Origin of the sequence: Rubellimicrobium rubrum (assembly GCF_006152115.1) — a bacterium.
In the GTDB taxonomy this organism is placed as follows: Bacteria; Pseudomonadota; Alphaproteobacteria; order Rhodobacterales; family Rhodobacteraceae; genus Rubellimicrobium; species Rubellimicrobium rubrum.
Window position 1 is genome coordinate 1 of the sequence record NZ_VDFU01000027.1, and the last position, 15,423, is coordinate 15,423.

13 protein-coding genes and 1 pseudogene are annotated in these 15,423 nt (G+C 65.9%); 7 read left to right on the forward strand and 7 right to left on the reverse strand.

The genetic code is table 11. From position 1 onward, the window contains the following. The 4 genes from FHG66_RS21700 to FHG66_RS16945 form a co-directional block, all read right to left on the reverse strand. Positions 1 to 193: hypothetical protein (locus tag FHG66_RS21700; protein ID WP_218013888.1), on the reverse strand; the 193-nt coding region annotated here is incomplete at its 3' end. A 243-nt stretch (positions 194 to 436) separates the two neighbouring features. After that, positions 437 to 1,108, reverse strand: coding sequence for an alpha/beta hydrolase (locus FHG66_RS16935; RefSeq protein WP_176556311.1), 672 nt, complete (start codon positions 1,106 to 1,108; stop codon positions 437 to 439). Between the two features lie 25 nt (positions 1,109 to 1,133). Continuing rightward, positions 1,134 to 2,084: a VOC family protein gene (locus tag FHG66_RS16940; RefSeq protein WP_139078236.1), complete on the reverse strand. Its 951-nt coding sequence runs from the start codon at positions 2,082 to 2,084 to the stop codon at positions 1,134 to 1,136. Positions 2,085 to 2,112: 28 nt separating this feature from the next. Continuing rightward, positions 2,113 to 3,018, reverse strand: a complete 906-nt coding sequence (locus FHG66_RS16945) for a dioxygenase family protein (RefSeq protein ID WP_139078237.1) — start codon at positions 3,016 to 3,018, stop codon at positions 2,113 to 2,115. Positions 3,019 to 3,135: 117 nt separating this feature from the next. Between FHG66_RS16945 and FHG66_RS16950 the strand changes: the two genes are divergently transcribed. Then, positions 3,136 to 4,086, forward strand: coding sequence for a LysR family transcriptional regulator (locus FHG66_RS16950; RefSeq protein WP_139078238.1), 951 nt, complete (start codon positions 3,136 to 3,138; stop codon positions 4,084 to 4,086). 68 nt (positions 4,087 to 4,154) lie between these two features. Here FHG66_RS16950 and FHG66_RS16955 read toward each other — a convergent pair whose 3' ends face one another. The 3 genes from FHG66_RS16955 to FHG66_RS16965 form a co-directional block, all read right to left on the reverse strand. Continuing rightward, the gene (locus tag FHG66_RS16955) at positions 4,155 to 5,231 is read right to left on the reverse strand and encodes an alpha/beta fold hydrolase (protein WP_176556312.1); all 1,077 of its coding nucleotides are present in this window, start codon (positions 5,229 to 5,231) and stop codon (positions 4,155 to 4,157) included. Between the two features lie 92 nt (positions 5,232 to 5,323). Then, complete coding sequence (locus FHG66_RS16960) at positions 5,324 to 6,679, reverse strand: hypothetical protein (protein ID WP_139078240.1); 1,356 nt, start codon at positions 6,677 to 6,679, stop codon at positions 5,324 to 5,326. A gap of 113 nt (positions 6,680 to 6,792) precedes the next feature. Next, positions 6,793 to 8,172, reverse strand: coding sequence for a hypothetical protein (locus FHG66_RS16965; protein ID WP_218013889.1), 1,380 nt, complete (start codon positions 8,170 to 8,172; stop codon positions 6,793 to 6,795). Positions 8,173 to 8,701: 529 nt separating this feature from the next. Between FHG66_RS16965 and FHG66_RS16970 the strand changes: the two genes are divergently transcribed. The 6 genes and pseudogenes from FHG66_RS16970 to FHG66_RS22420 all read left to right on the forward strand — a co-directional run. Further along, positions 8,702 to 9,466, forward strand: a complete 765-nt coding sequence (locus tag FHG66_RS16970; RefSeq protein ID WP_139078241.1) for an IclR family transcriptional regulator domain-containing protein — start codon at positions 8,702 to 8,704, stop codon at positions 9,464 to 9,466. Positions 9,467 to 9,640: 174 nt separating this feature from the next. Beyond that, positions 9,641 to 10,711 carry a maleylacetate reductase gene (locus FHG66_RS16975; protein ID WP_139078242.1) on the forward strand — a complete coding sequence of 357 codons (1,071 nt, stop codon included), beginning with the start codon at positions 9,641 to 9,643 and terminating at the stop codon, positions 10,709 to 10,711. Between the two features lie 125 nt (positions 10,712 to 10,836). Next, the gene (locus tag FHG66_RS16980; RefSeq protein WP_139078243.1) at positions 10,837 to 12,591 is read left to right on the forward strand and encodes an FAD-dependent oxidoreductase; all 1,755 of its coding nucleotides are present in this window, start codon (positions 10,837 to 10,839) and stop codon (positions 12,589 to 12,591) included. 2 nt (positions 12,592 to 12,593) lie between these two features. Next, positions 12,594 to 13,514: an intradiol ring-cleavage dioxygenase gene (locus tag FHG66_RS16985; RefSeq protein WP_218013890.1), complete on the forward strand. Its 921-nt coding sequence runs from the start codon at positions 12,594 to 12,596 to the stop codon at positions 13,512 to 13,514. Then, positions 13,511 to 14,350, forward strand: coding sequence for a 3-oxoadipate:acetyl-CoA acetyltransferase (locus FHG66_RS16990; RefSeq protein WP_139078245.1), 840 nt, complete (start codon positions 13,511 to 13,513; stop codon positions 14,348 to 14,350). The genes FHG66_RS16985 and FHG66_RS16990 overlap by 4 nt, the downstream gene beginning before the upstream one ends. Before the next feature lie 563 nt (positions 14,351 to 14,913). Further along, a pseudogene (locus FHG66_RS22420) lies at positions 14,914 to 15,083 on the forward strand (IS481 family transposase); the annotation flags it as partial. Positions 15,084 to 15,423 lie beyond the last annotated feature (340 nt).

A 15,423-nucleotide genomic window follows, 5' to 3' on the forward strand; every position in this document is an offset into this window, starting at 1 on the left:
AATGGTGCGCGAGCGCGGGCGCGGCCAGAGCCGCCGCCAGCGCGGCGGCGCCCCAGAACGCACGGCCCCAGAACGCACGGCCCCAGAACGCACGGCCCCAGGACGCACGGCCCCAGAACGCACGGCCCCAAGACGCACGGCCCCAAGACGCACGGCCCCAGGACGCACGGATGGGCAGGGTGGGCAAGGTCATGGCAGTCCTCCTCCGATATGTGCAAAGGCCGCCAGCCGCTCCTCCCAGCCAGCCAAGCCCCCTCGCGCGATGATGCGCTCTGTGCTTGTCGCGAGCCCTTTTCGGACCCGACCATCGTTGCCCCGCGTGCTTACGGGTTCGTCCGCCAGTGGCCGCACTGTTTCCCGGCCACTGCTTGCCAGGTGCTGCCGCCGACCTCCAATGGCACGCGAAGCGCCGGCTGGGAGGGCTGCGGGCCCGGTCTCACTTTGCCGTCTCCTGCAACGCGAAGACGGGCCTTTGCGCGACCAGGGCATCGAGCATGGCCTGGAGCGCCTTTCTTTCCGTCTGCGTCACCGAATGATCGCGGCCGGGGAAGATGTCCGTCCGCAGACGTGCGCCCTGTTCGATCAGGATCTGGCACATCTCGGTGTGGTTGGCGGACGGGATCCAGGGGTCCAGATCGCCGCAGCTTGCATAGATCGGCATCCCCTCGATCCGGGCGACCGGACGGTCATCCGAAGAGACACCGACCCGGCAGCCCGTCAGGAAACATGCCGCGCCATCCCAAGGACCGCGCCGCATGAGGTACTCCACGGAAAGGCAGGCGCCTTGCGAGAAGCCGCCAAGCACCAGGGGCGCGCCCGGGCTCTCCGCTTCGGCCGATGAAATGGTCTGCGATAGCCGCGCGAGCGCAGCCTCGAGTTGCGAGCGCCCGGCGTCGGTCAGCGGATCCACGGCCTTCACGTCGTACCACGCCAGGCCATCCGACTTGGGCAGGACGAAACGGACGGAGGGTGCGTCGAGATGCTGGATCACGTTCTCCATCATGTCCGCAGGCGATTGCGTGCGGCCATGGACAAAGACGCAGACGACCTTCGCATCCGCCGGTGCCGCGCCGTGGAACACGGTGTTCTCGAAATGACCCTTGGACATGCTCAGGTCATCCTCCGTCCTGATGTCACCAGGTGTACTTTTCGAGCCCGGCCGCGATCTCTTCCTTCCGGTCGGCGAACCACGGCGGGAACTGCAGGGCCTGGCCCAGGGCATCGGCGGGCTCGTCCTTGGCCCAGCCTTCGCCATAGGAGAAGGCGAGCTCGAACAGCGCCCCGCCAGGCGAGCGGACGTAGCAGGACTTGAAGTAGTTGCGGTCCTTCTGGTCCGACACGTCGGTGAAGCCCAGGCCCTCGAGATGGGCCTTGAGGCCAAGCTGGTTCTCTTCGTTCAGCGTATTCAGCGCCAAGTGGTGGATGGTGCCGCCGGACAGGGTCCAAGTGCCTTGTGGCTGGTTCGGCTCGTGAAGGATCTCCACCGCGCCCCCGGGGCCCGACGTGGGCAACGAGAACTGAAGCGCGCCCCCATCATCACCTCGCCCCTCCATCTTGAGCCCGACAGTCAGGAAGTCGTCCATCGAGGTCTTGTCAAAGACCGCGATCCCCACGCCGTAGATGCCCTTGATCCCCTGCGTGGAGATGCCTTCCGACACGATCGGCCGGCGGGCGTCTTCGGCCTCGGAGGTCTCCACGAGCTCATGGGGAATGCCGCAGGGATGCTCGGTCATGATGCGGGTGCGGGTGAAGCGGTCGACCTTGTTTGCCGGTCGGCCGGCAGCCGAAAGGCGCTCCACCCAGAAATCGGCGCTGCCCTTCGGGATCGACAGCATGATGGTCTTGGACTGGTTGGTGCCCCGGCGCCCGTAGACGCCCAGCTTGCGGAACGGGAAGGTCGTCACGACCGTGGACGGATCGCCCGTCTCGTTGCTGTAATAAAGGTGGTAGACGGGCAGGGTGCCGTCGAAGAGCACCGTCTTTTTCACCGACTTCATGCCCAAGGTGCCGGTGTAGAAGTCGTGATCCTCCTGCGCGCCGTCCACGCTCAGCGTCACATGATGATAGCCGTCTATGAGTGACATCTTTCGTCCTCCTCCCTTCGTATTGAGATCACTTTGCCCGCCTTCGCGTCGGAGCCGACTGGGGCGCCCCGGCATCGCCTTTCGCCTCCCACCGCTCCGGCGTCAGCACGAGCATCCAGTCGAGGCGCAGGCCGGGCCCGGTTTCCTCGACCGGAAGAAAGCGGGTCTGCAGCCGAGGGTCCTCGGCGAACAGGGCGTCGGTCCCGGTCGCGGCATCCTCGGCGTCGAAGACATGCGTCACGAGGTCCTCGAAGCCGCGCGCCGTCACCCTGAAATGCAGATGAGCGGGACGGCGCATGGGCAGGCCGAGCGCCGACAGCAGGCGACCGACCGGACCGTCCGACGGAAGCGAGTAGCCCTTTGGACGGATGGTCCGGAAGTGCACAAGGCCATCTTTGCCTGTCAGGAAGGCGCCTCGGAGATTGAGGTCCGGCTGGTTGTCGGGGTCCTGATTTTCATACAATCCCTCGTGGTTCGCCTGCCATACTTCGAGAAGCGCGCCGGTCACGGTCTTGCCCGCGAGATCCCGGATCGTCACGCTGACGTCGAGCGGCACGCCGGCCGCGACCTGGGCGATGTTCGTACCGTGGGCCATGACCGGGACCCCGGACCGGTAGAAAGGCCCCTGGATCGTGTTGGGCGTGGCCTCGGCGGGACGTGGGGCATTCAGCGCCTCGACAAGGCTCGTGATGCCCAGGGCATCCGCGAGCAGCACCCATTCCTGGCGATTGCTGTCGCAGGCATAGCCCACCTCGGTCAGGAACTGGATCAGGGAGGCGAGCTCGCTCCGTGAGATCCGGTTCGACTGGGCGAGATGGTCGAAACAGGCGATAGCCTCGCCCACCAACGCCGCCAGCCGCGGATTTCGCGCATCCGTCATGCGCTTTCGCAGCATCGTCGGCAGGCCTCCGGCCGTCTGGAAGGGCTTGCTCATGCTCACAAAGGCCTCCCCAACCCTTGTCTTGCGATGAAGGCTAGGATGGGTCGACCGCGATGAGGATAATTATTATCGACCCGTTTATACCGGATCGACATAACCTGTGGGGCTGGCATGAAGTTCGACGAGCGTCATCTCGTCCAGATCGCAGCGGTCGTAGCCTATGGTGGCGTCACGGAAGCCGCACGGGAACTGGGCCTTTCACAACCCGCGATCTCGCGCACGATCGCGATGATCGAACGCCGCCTGGGCGAGCCGCTCTTCGTCAAGGGCCGTCGGCCCCTGCGCCCTACGCCCCTGGGCGAGCTCATCGCCAAGCACGGCGAGGTCATCCTGAGGGCGTCCCGCAAGGTATCCGAGAACATCGCGAGCTATCGCCAGGGCAGCACCGGAGTCGTCCGTATCGGCGGGGTGCCGTATTTCATGGACGCGTTCATTTCCGGCATGATCGCCTCCTTCCAGGTCCAGCATCCGGATGTTCGCGTGGACCAGTCCTACGGACACTTCTCGGAGCTGAGCGCCCAGTTGGAATCCGACCAGATCGATCTGGCGATCACCCCGATGGGCACGAGCGATCCCGGCGAGAACCTGCATTTCGTGCCGCTCTTGCCGGCTCGCAACGTCGTCACGGGGCGATCCAGACACCCGCTCCTCGCGAAGCGCATCCTGGCGACGACCGATGTCCTCTTCTACCCATGGGTCGCGCCGCTGCCGGGGTCGCCGCTGCTCCTCGACCTACACTCGATCCTTCTGACGCTGGGGATCGACGAGGTTGCGATCCGCTATTCCGGGGGGTCGCTCATGAGCGTCTGCAACTACATCACCAAGACGGATGCCCTTGCCATCCTTCCTCATAGCGTTGTGTTCTCGATGCGGCATGAGAACCGGATTGCCATCATCCCGCTCGACATCCCCCAGCCGAAGCGGATCATCGGGATCCTGTCCTCGGCCGCGGCACCGATGAACGCCGCCGTCCAGCGCATGTCGGATCATATCGCCCGCGAGTTCGCGAGCCTGAGCGAGGCGATCCAGCGCCACGAGCGATCGCTGGTCTGGGGCCACTGAGCGCCCGCTCCAAACGGCTCGGCCCGGGACGGGTCCCGGGCCTGAAGGCAGGGTCTTTGGCGAAAGGTTCAGTCGGCTTGCGCCAGCTCCGCCGCACGGTCGATGAAGAACTGCGCCGTTTCGGCGTTGTTGGTCTCGGCCATCATGAAGTGGCCGACGCCCGGGAACCCCTCATCGGGCATGTGATGGGCCATGACCTCGGCTCCGGCCTGCTGCAGCGCTGCCGCGTTGCAGTCGAGCTGCTCCTTGGTGACGAAGATACCCGAAGCCACCAGGACGATGGGAATGCCGGACAGGTTGGGCAGGGTGCTCGGGGTTCTTTCAGCCTGCGCCGGGCAGGCCTCGGTTCCGGCGGGCGCATAGTCGGCCGGCAGCGCCGGTTCCCAGGTCAGGTGCGCTCGCATCTCTTCGTCGGCGATGGGGTTCGAGCCCGAAGCCTCGAAGGCGATGATGCCGACGACGTTCTCGGGGTTCATGTCGGCGGCCATGTAGGTGCTGCGTCCCCCTGCGGAATGGGAGATCAGGATCGCGGGACCGATCTCGTCGAGAAGGAGGCTGATATCCTTGGCCGCGATCTCGTTGCCGGCATAGGGCGTGGTCTGGGATGTCTTGAGCCAGTCGATCACCGCCTCGTTCGTGGGGGTCACCTCGCCGCCGGGCCAGTTCTCGGACTGGGCAAGGCCGGCGATGATTCCCGAATGGGCCTGACCCAGGGTGCCCTCGCCATAGCTCGGCGCGGCCGGGGAGCGGCCGTAACCAGGGCGGTCCACCGAATAGACGTCGAATCCCGCATTCACGAAGTAGTCGCGCCAGCCGTCGCGGCCGTCAGGCGTTCCTGCCCAGTCGATCGCCTGACCGCCGCCGCCGTGAACAAGGACAACCGGCACGTCGTACCGCCGCTCGGCAGGCAGGAAGAACTCGACGTGCATCTGGTTCGAGACGGTCACGTTGCCGTCCGCATCGGGCTCGCTGACGTCGCCGCCCACGACCATGAAGCCGGCGTCGCGCAGGTGCATGGCGCCGGCCTCTCCGCCGGGTCCGTCCTTCAGGTCCTGCGCGGCTGTGGCATCCTGGGCCGCGACGGACCACGCCGCCACGAGCCCGACCGTCACCCCTGCCAGAAGCCGGGCTCTTGCTTTCTGCATGTTCGCCATCCGTTATCCTCGCTTGTCATTCGTGGTTGCGGCCTGATGGCCGACGTCCGCAGGACCGGAGCAGGCCAGGGCAGACCGGCATCTCAGTCGAAGGAAAAGAGATCCTCACCCTCCGGGCGGGTCATGCCGTCCTCGTGATACTTCTCCCAGACTCGGGCCCAGGGGCGTCCGAATATGTCCGGGACTTCGTATACGAAGGTGCTGCCGGGCTGGACGTTCTGCTGATAGCCGTCGACCGGAAAGATGGTGGCGACGCATTCGACAAAGACGTACGGGTCCACTTCGTTCAGGGCGCCGGTGCGCTTGAGGTCGCGGACGATGCGGACCGGTTCGACCAGGGCCTCGGGGTCGTAGAGGATGGTTTCCTGGTTCAGGCCCTGGAAGGCACCCGTTTCGTCCAGCCAAGGCGTGAAGACGTCGATCACCTGCAACTGGTTCGAATGCTCGAAGGCATTGTGGGTGGTCCAGCCCTGGATGTTCGAGGTCCAGGTGATGAGCGCCTCGCCGTCCCAGAAGCCGATCGTCTCGCCGTACCAGCGGGGAACATCCTCGCCCAGACGGGGCACGGCCCCATCCATGTTGAAATCACGGCCGATCTGGATGTGGCGGATGAAGTTGTCCGCCGTGCCGCCCAGGATCTGCACCTGCGTGGGCGTGAGCATGAAGTCGTTCTCGATCATCGCTGGCCATTGGTAGAGCCGCATGTAGCCCTCGGGCCAGCAGTAGGAGGCTGGCCATTGATGGGCGTAGTCCACGCCGGTGTGGTAGGCCTGCTGGACGAAGCGGGTCTGATACTCCTCGGTCAGGAGAGACAGGATGGTCGGCACCTGGTTGACGTGCATGTTGAACCAGTTGGTCCGCCCGCCATGCCCCAGACCTTCGGGGATCAGGACGTCGAAGTCGTTGAGCGAATAGCGTCCGTCCCAGTCCGGCAAGCTGCTGCGGTCGTGCTCGGTCGGGCCGCCGTTCGCCTGGGTCTCGGCCAGGAGGGCCTCGTAATGCTCCTGCGCCGTCGCGAAGCCGTAGGGGCTCACGATGGCCTCGCGCGGGTAGTCGGCGTTGCAGTCCCCCCAGGGGGCCTGGGCCGGATCCTCGTTGTTGATCGGCTGCGAGTTGGGGTAGGCGCCCCACTGGTTCTCGATGCCCACCGAGCTGTTGCACCGGAAATAGCGCGGATCGCTCCAAAGGTCGCGGTCCGCGTAGAAGTCGTCGGTCGTGAACAGATCCACCGGGAGCGGCTCAATCCCTTCGGGGGCCTCTCCGGCCGGTGCCGCCGGCTTGCCGCCGAGCATGGTCGTCGGCCCCACTGGCTGGGTCGCCAAGGGCTCGACGGGCCAGCCGCGTCCGATGCTCGCAGGCTCCTGCGCCAGAGTGGGCGTCGCTGCGCTGAATAGCAGCGAAGCCAGGGCCACAGCAACATTCGTGCTTTGCCGAAGCATGGTCATCCTCCGGTGTTCAGCAGATGGGAATGGATGGCCTGGCGCTCCGCTTCCGGCGGTTGCGCCAGGTCGGACGCCGGTCGGGAGGAAAGAGCGCCCGGCCGGCGACGTCGTCAGTCGAAGGAGAACATGTCCTCGCCCTCGGGCGCCTCGATGCCCATCTCCTCCTCGACGCGCGCCCAGGTCTGGGCCCAGGGACGGCCGAACATGTCTGGCACCCGATAGTCGATCACGTCGCCGGGCGAACGCGGCGTGGCGACCCCGCGCTCGTCCGGGAAAAGGGTCTGGACGCATTCGATGAAGACGTAGGGCGTGCCGTCGTTGACCTCGCTTTCCTTGACGAGGTTGCGGACGATGCGGATCGGCTCAACGAGCGCCTCCGGATCGTAGAGGACGGTTTCGTGGTTCAGCCCCACGAAGTTCCCCTGCCCGTCGCGATTAGGGGTGTAGATCTCGATGGTCTGGAGCTGGTTCGAGTACTCGAAGGCGTTGTGCACCTTCCAGCCCTGGATGTTCGAGGTCCAGGTGATCAGCGCCTCGCCGTCCCAGAAGCCGACCGTCTCGCCGTACCAGCGGGGGACGTCCTCGCCCAGCCGAGGCACGTCGCCCTCCGTATTGAACTCCGCGCCGACATAGATGTTGGTCACGAAGTTGTCCGCGACGCCGGCCATGACCTGCACGATGTCTGGCGTGGCGATGACCTGATGGTCCCACACGGAGTACTGGTGAAAGCGCCGCATGAAGCCTTCAGGCCAGCAGAACTGGGACGGCCACTGGGACACCCCGCTGTTGGCCTGATGAAAATGCTCCTGCACGGCACGTTCCTGGTACTCGGGCGTGAGCAGGGACAGGATCGTCGGGATCTGGTTCACCCTCATCCAGTACCAGCTGTCGGCGTTTTCCCCGGTGCGCGGGTCCTGGTAGTGGCCGGTCCATTCGCCAGGAACCGTCTCGTAGGTGTGCTCCGTCGGGCCGCCGCGGGCTTGGGTTTCGGCGAGAAGGGCCTCGTAATGCTCCTGCGCCGTGGTGAACGGGTAGGGGCTCACGATGGCCTCGCGCGGATAGTCGCGATCGCAGTACCCCCAAGCCGCGGTGGCCGGGTCGCCTTCGAACATGGTGTTGCCGCCGTAGGCGCCGCGCTGGGCTTCAAGTCCCAGTCCGGAGTTGCAGCGGAAGTAGCGGGGATCCGACCAGAGTTCCCGGTCGGCATAGAAGTCCGTCGTCGTGAAGATGTCGCGGTCCAGAGGCTCGACGCCCTCCGGAACCTCTCCGTTCGTCGCCGCGGCGACGACGGTCTCGGGCGTCTCGCCTTCGCGGTTGCGCAGGACCGTTCCGCCCTTTCCGGGACCAACGACGTCGTGGTCGCCGATGTCAGCGGCCAGCGGCGCGCCGCGTCCGACGCTCTCGACATCCATCTGCGCCGTCTGTTGCGCGATGGCAGGGCAGGCTGCGGCAAAGGCCGCGAGCGATGCATGCATCAGTACTCGTTTCATGGGGTCCTCCCTTCGATGCGCCGCGACGACGCGCAGCCGAGCCCGATTTCCGGGCCATTCTTGTTCACATCTGAAACAAGGGGCGGACGGCGCCCCGCAACCAGACGAACCCGTCCCGTTTGCTTCGCTGCCTCGTCCCCCTCGCCTGGGGCCGAGCGTCTCCTCCAAGTGAAAAATGGGAGCATCCGTCAAAGTTGAGTATACTCTTTCGCGTCCACAATATGCCGCACGGTTATCCTGACGGCGGCGCGCAGCACGGCCTGTGTTGCTGCGCGTCCGGACGGTGTGGCGGCGTCCGCACCCCGGAGGAAAGCGCAGAGCATCTGAAAGTGCACGTCAGGCCTGCAGGGCAGGGGTGGCCGATCTCACCGAATGCTCTGCGAACGATGCAGGGCGGACACCGGAAGATCCGTCGATCCAAGCTGACGGCCACATCTTCGAGCTTGCGGCGCGAGCGCCGAACATCCTAGCCAGCATCTGGGCCGGTTCGCCTATCGACATTTGTTCGATAAGCGAACATGATGAGGGCATGTCACGTGATTCGACCAGCGATGTTGTCGGGGCGCTCGCCAAAGGGTTGAGGGTTCTCGAGTGCTTCCGGGCGGATCAGCCGCGGCTGTCGATCACCGATGTAGCCAACGCCACAGGTTACGACCGGGCCACGGCAAGGCGTTGTCTTCTGACCCTCGTAAGCCAGGGTTATGCCACCCATGACGGCAAGTACTTCGCATTGACGGCGCGGGCGCTGCGGCTGGGCATGGGCGCCTTGACCGCGATGCCGCTGCCACAGATCGTGCAGCCGTGGCTGGATCAGCTTTCGCAGCAGGTGGGCCATTCGGCATCGGTCTCGATCCTCGACGGCACCGAGATCGTGTATCTCGCCCGGGCCTCCCAACGACGGGTCATGTCCATCGGTTTGATGCCGGGATCGCGCTTGCCAGCCTATTGCACCTCCATGGGCCGTGTCCTGCTTGCGGCTCTGCCCGAAGCGGAAGCGCGAGGGATCATCAACGCGTCGGAGCTTCGGCCCCGAACGCCGCAGACGCTGACCCATCCCGACGCGATCATGACACGCATCGCCGAGGTGCGGCGGGATGGCTTCGCCGTCATTGATCAGGAGGTCGAGATGGGACTTCGCTCGATCGCGGTGCCGCTGGAATCCCAAGGGGGAAAGGTGGTGGCTGCCATGAACCTCGGGATGGCCGCGGTGCATGCGAGCATTGACGACATGGTGGCCGATTGCCTGCCCAGGATGCGCGTCGTCCAGGAAGGGCTTCGTCGGGAACTGACATGATGCAACGCCCGACAGACCTCTTCGGAATGGGCCAGATCCCCTCTCGGATATCTGCAGATGGTTCCAGGGTGCCGCGCAGCGCTGATCCGCCGGGATGCCCAGGATCCGGACGCCACGGCCGATGCAATGCAACCGAGCCCGATGGGCTGACCCACCTGCAATGAAGGTGCCTGTATGACCCGATCCGAAGAGCTAGCGTTCGTCTACACCGGGCGTCCTGGGCGCGTCATCTTTGAACGCGGCGCTCGCGCGAAGGTGGTCGAGGAGCTCGAACGTCTTGGCGTCAGCTCGGCCATCATCATCACGACGCCAGCCCAGGCCGATGTGGCCGAGGAGTTCGCCTCTGCGCTCGGGAAGCGGGCGGGGGTCGTCTACACGGGCGCGGCGCAGCATACCCCGACCGAAGTGACCGAGGATGCCATGGAGACGCTCCGGTCCGCTGGGGCGAATGGCTGCCTCGCCATCGGGGGTGGCTCAACCATCGGCTTGTCCAAGGCCATCGCGCTGCGCACCGACCTGCCGCAACTCGTCGTGCCGACCACCTTTGCCGGGAGCGAGATGACACCGATCCTTGGCCAGACCCAGGCAGGCCGCAAGACCACCCTGACCGACCCGAAGGTCCAGCCCGAGACGGTCATCTACGACCCGGACCTCCTCGCGACCCTCCCGCGGGAGATTGCGGGACCTTCCGCGCTCAATGCCATCGCCCATTCGATGGAGGCGCTCTATGCCCGCGAGGCCAATCCCGTCATCGACATGTTCGCCGAGGAGTCCATCCGCGCCCTGGGCGAGTCGGTTCCGGTCTTCATGGGCGAGGGTGACCCTGCGCACGCCTATGAGACGGCCCTTTACGGCGCTTGGCTGGGCGGAATCTGCCTGGGCAGTGTCGGCATGGCGATCCATCACAAGATCTGCCACACGCTGGGCGGGACCTTCGACCTGAACCATGCCGACGTTCACTGCCTCATGCTCCCGTATTCGGCGGCCTACAATCGGGAGGCCGCACCCAGGGCCATGGCGGCCATCGCCCGGGCCCTGGGAGCAGACGATGGCCCGAAAGGTCTGTTCCGGCTGATGCAGGTCGCGGCGCGGGTCACGTCGCTGCGCGATTTCGGCCTGACCGAAGCCGACCTTGATCGGGCAGCCGATCTGAGCGTCGAGAATCCTTACTGGAACCCTCGTCCCGTGACGCGCGAGGGGGTGCGCGAGATGCTGCAACAGGCTTGGCAGGGCCAGGAGCCGTGATGCGGCAGCAACCGACCAGAGGCACGATCCACGGATCTGTTCCATGCCGATGCTCACCGGCAATCGTGGGCAAGGAGCCTCCATCTTCGGGGGCCCATGAGGATCAGGAGGCAAGGAGTTAAGAGATGGCGGACATCGTCACCGACGTGCTCATCATCGGCACCGGCCCGGCGGGCTCTGCCACCGCCGCGCTCTTGTCGAGCCAAGGCGTCGCCAACATGGCGGTGAATCGCTACCGTTGGCTGGCCAACACGCCGCGCGCGCACATCACCAACCAGCGCACCATGGAGGTGCTGCGCGACCTTGGCCGCGAGGTGGAGGACGAGGCCTACCTTCATGCCGCGCCGCAGGACCTGATGGGAGAGAACGTCTTCTGCGAAAGCCTTGCGGGCGAGGAGATCGGCCGCATGAAGAGCTGGGGCAAGCACCCGCTGTCCCGCGCCGAGCATATCCTGACCTCGCCCTGCCGGATGAACGACCTGCCGCAGACCTTCATGGAGCCGATCCTGTTCAAGACGGCCTGCGCGCGGGGCACGCAAAGCCGGATGAGCACCGAGTACGTCTCGCACGAGCAGGACGCCCAGGGGGTCACGACGACGCTGCGCGACCGGCTGGACGGGCGGACCTTCACCGTGCGGTCCAAGTTCCTGGTGGGCGCGGACGGCGGCAACTCACTCGTGGCCGAGCATGCGGGCCTGCCGTTCGAGGGGCGGATGGGCGTGGGCGGCTCCATGAACATCCTGTTCCGCGCGGACCTGAGCCGCTACGTCGCGCACCGGCCCTCGGTCCTTTACTGGGTCATGCAGCCCGGCGCGGATGTGGGCGGGATCGGCATGGGCTTGGTCCGCATGGTCCGGCCCTGGAACGAATGGCTGATCGTCTGGGGCTATGACATCAACCAGCCCGCCCCGGTGGTGGACGAGGCCCTCGCGACCCAGGTGGCGCGGCAGCTCGTGGGCGACCCGGACCTGCAGATCGAGCTTCTGTCCGCAAACACCTGGACCGTGAACAACATGTACGCGACACACATGCACAAGGGCCGCGTCTTCATCATGGGCGATGCCGCGCACCGGCATCCACCGTCGAACGGGCTGGGATCGAACACCTCTATCCAGGACGGGTTCAATCTGGCTTGGAAGCTGGGGATGGTGGCCAAGGGACAGGCGTCGCCCGCGCTGCTGGACACCTACTCCGCTGAGCGCGCGCCCATAGCCAAGCAGATCGTCACCCGCGCCAACCAGTCCATCGCCGAGTTCGGGCCCATCTTCGAGGCGCTGGGCATGGACGGCGGCGTGGACACCGACAAGATCCAGCGCAACATGGCCGCCCGCTGCGACGCGACGCCAGCCGCCGAGACCCAGCGCGAGGCGCTACGCCGCGCCATTGCCGACAAGTGCTACGAGTTCGACGCCCACGGGGTGGAGATGAACCAGCGCTACCGCTCCTCTGCCATCGTCACCGACGGACAGCCGGAGCCGCCCTTCGAGAAGGACCCCGAGCTGCACGCCCAGCTCACCACCTGGCCCGGGTCGCGCCTGCCGCATGCCTGGGTCTTCGACCGCCAAGGCCGGGAGATCTCGACGCTCGACCTATGCGGGCGGGGGCAGTTCACCCTGTTGACCGGCATCGGCGGCGAGGGTTGGGTTGAAGCCGCCCAACGGGTCGGCGCGAGCCTTGGCCTGCCGATCCGGGCGCACGTCATCGGTCCGCGGCGCGCCATCGAGGACCATACCGGCGACTGGGCCCGCGCGCGCGAGATCGGCGATGCCGGGTGCATCCTTGTCCGTCCGGATCACCACGTCTGTTGGCGCAGCGCCGGCCTCGCCTCCGACCCGGAGGCCGAATTCGGGCGCGTCCTCACCGCCATTCTGGGGAGATGAACATGGAACGGGATGGATTCTTCACGGAAGAGGACTCGGTGCAGGTCGTCACCGGCCGGAACCGGGGCGCCAAGGATGAACGCCTTCGCGAGGTCATGGAGGTCATCACCCGCAAGCTTCATGAGGCCGTCAAGGAGATCGAGCCCACCCAGGACGAATGGATGGCCGCCATCCAGTTCCTGACCGCCACGGGCCACATGTGCAACGACTGGCGGCAGGAGTTCATCCTGCTATCGGACGTGCTGGGCGTGTCGATGCTTGTGGACGCGATCAACCACCGCAAGGGCGGTGAGGTCGGGGCGTCCGAAAGCACCGTGCTCGGCCCCTTCTTCGTCGAAGGGGCGCCCGAGCTGCCGATGGGCTCCGACATCTGCAAGGACGGCAAGGGCGAGCCGATGTTCGTCCACGGTCGCATCCTCAATGCGGAAGGCAATCCCGTCGCGGGCGCCCGGATCGACGTCTGGCAGGCGAACGACGAAGGGTTCTACGACGTCCAGCAGAAGGGCATCCAGCCCGACTTCAACCTGCGGGGCGTGTTCCGGACGGGGCCGGACGGGCGCTACTGGTTTAAGGGCGTGAAGCCTAAGTTCTACCCGATCCCGGACGATGGTCCGGTGGGCAAGCTCCTGGGCGCGCTGGGCCGTCATCCCTATCGGCCCGCGCATCTCCACTACATGATCGAGGCGCCGGGCTTCGATACCCTCGTGACCCACATCTTCGATCCCGCTGACCCTTACATCGGCTCGGACGCGGTGTTCGGGGTGAAGGAAAGCCTTTTGGCGGAGTTCCGGCCCGTGGACGACCCCTCTGCCATGGAGGCCTCGGGCTTCGCGGGGCCCTTCCTTGATGTGGAGTTCGACTTCGTGCTGTCGCGGCCCGGGCACCGGGACGGGGCGACCGAGTCGACGGGGGCGCTCGAATGACCGAGCCGTGCATCATCTGCGTAGCGATCACCGGCTCCCTGCCGCAGAAGTCCGACAACCCGGCGGTGCCGATCAGCATCAGCGAGCAGGTGGAAAGCACGCAAGAGGCGTTCGAGGCCGGGGCCACCATCGCCCACTGCCATGTGCGCGACGACGAAGGAAAGCCCACCTCCGACCCGGAACGCTTCGCCCGCCTCAAGGAAGGGCTGAAGAAGCACTGCCCCGGCCTGATCGTCCAGCTTTCGACCGGCGGCCGGTCGGGGGCCGGGAAGGCGAGGGGGGGCATGCTGCCGCTGCGCCCCGACATGGCCTCCCTTTCGGTGGGCTCCAACAACTTTCCGACCCGTGTCTACGAAAACCCGCCCGACCTCGTGGACTGGCTCGCGGCCGAGATGCTCGCCCACGGGGTCAAGCCCGAGGTGGAGTGCTTCGACCTCAGTCACATCTTCAAGGCCGCGCAGATGCATCAGGCGGGCCAACTCGCGGGGACACCTTATCTCCAGATCGTCATGGGGGTGAGGAACGCCATGCCTGCAGACCGTCCGGCCTTCGACTTCATGGTCGGCACGATACAGCGTTTCTTCCCTGGCGCGCCTTGGTGCGCGGCCGGGATCGGCCCTGCGCAGATCGTGCTCAACGAATGGGCTGTGGCAAGCGGGGGGCACGCGCGCACGGGGCTTGAGGACAACGTGCGGATGGACCGCCACACCCTCGCGCCATCCAACGCTGCACTGGTGCGGCGCGTGACCGAGATCTGCGACCGGTACGAACGGCCCGTCGCCACCTGGCAGCAGGCCAGGGAAAGGCTAGGCCTCGGGATGCGAGCCGCAGAGTGATTTCGGCCGTGAGGGATCGTTGCGCGTCGATGAGTTCATGTCGCCGCGTAGGATACGCTCGTCTTAGCTCCAGTTCGGTCCAGGTCGCGATCTGAGCTTGCTCTTGGCAGTGTGCCGTCGGTGTCCTGGATGGGCAGGTACTTACCCTCCGCATCGATGACTTACTGTTGCCGTCACTGCACATCAGGGGGCCAGTCCGCTCCGCCTTGGCCGTTCAGGACGTAACTGCCTGAAGAGTTCGTGGCTTCGTCAGCTGTAGGACTGCACGATCCAGCGAGACACTTTCGATCATCTCCGGTGCGCAGAGGGGAGGGGGCCGGCGAGGACCAACGACCGGCCGCAGATCCGTCGCAAGCTGCGGACCCTGGAGCACGCGCAGACCAGCTGGGGCGTCAGTCGAACGTGCCGCAGCTTCGCCAACGGTGGAGCGAGCTTCGACCGGCGGCGCTAGGCCCTCCAAGCCAGGGGCGAAGTTGGCTCGGCAAAAAACGGTCAGTGCCGCACAACCGTTCCGACAAGACATCGAACGAGGTCGTCGGAACGGTCCTGCACCTGCGCCGAACGGTCCACCTCGGCCCCATGAGGATCGTCGGGGTCACCGGCGCGCCACCATGGGATCAAGATCTCCGATGCCGGCATCATCCGCATCCTCTGCCGCAATGGCGTGAGCCGGCTGCATGGCGGAACCCGCGCCCGCAAGATCGACACCACGCGCACCAGCAAGCAGGCGCCATGCCGCCAAAGCGCATGGCGCCGAGTATCCCGACGCCCTGATGGTTATCGCGGTGGACGTAGCCGACAATGCCGTGGCCATTGCGTGGCGCAAACCGGTCGAGGCTTGCTTCGTGCAGAGTATCATCGTCCTAGGCAAATGGCCCTCGACTGTGCAGTTCCTGGTCACGGCGCGAACCGGAGGGCTGTATGAGATGGCGCCTTCACGCAGCTTCGTGACTGCCGACATCCAGCCCGTTACTCCGCAGGAGACCGAACCCTATGTACGCCGGACCTGGAACGCTCCCGCCGGGTGGCTCGACGCTTCCACCAACTCATCGCAGGCGTGCTGCGCGTCCAGA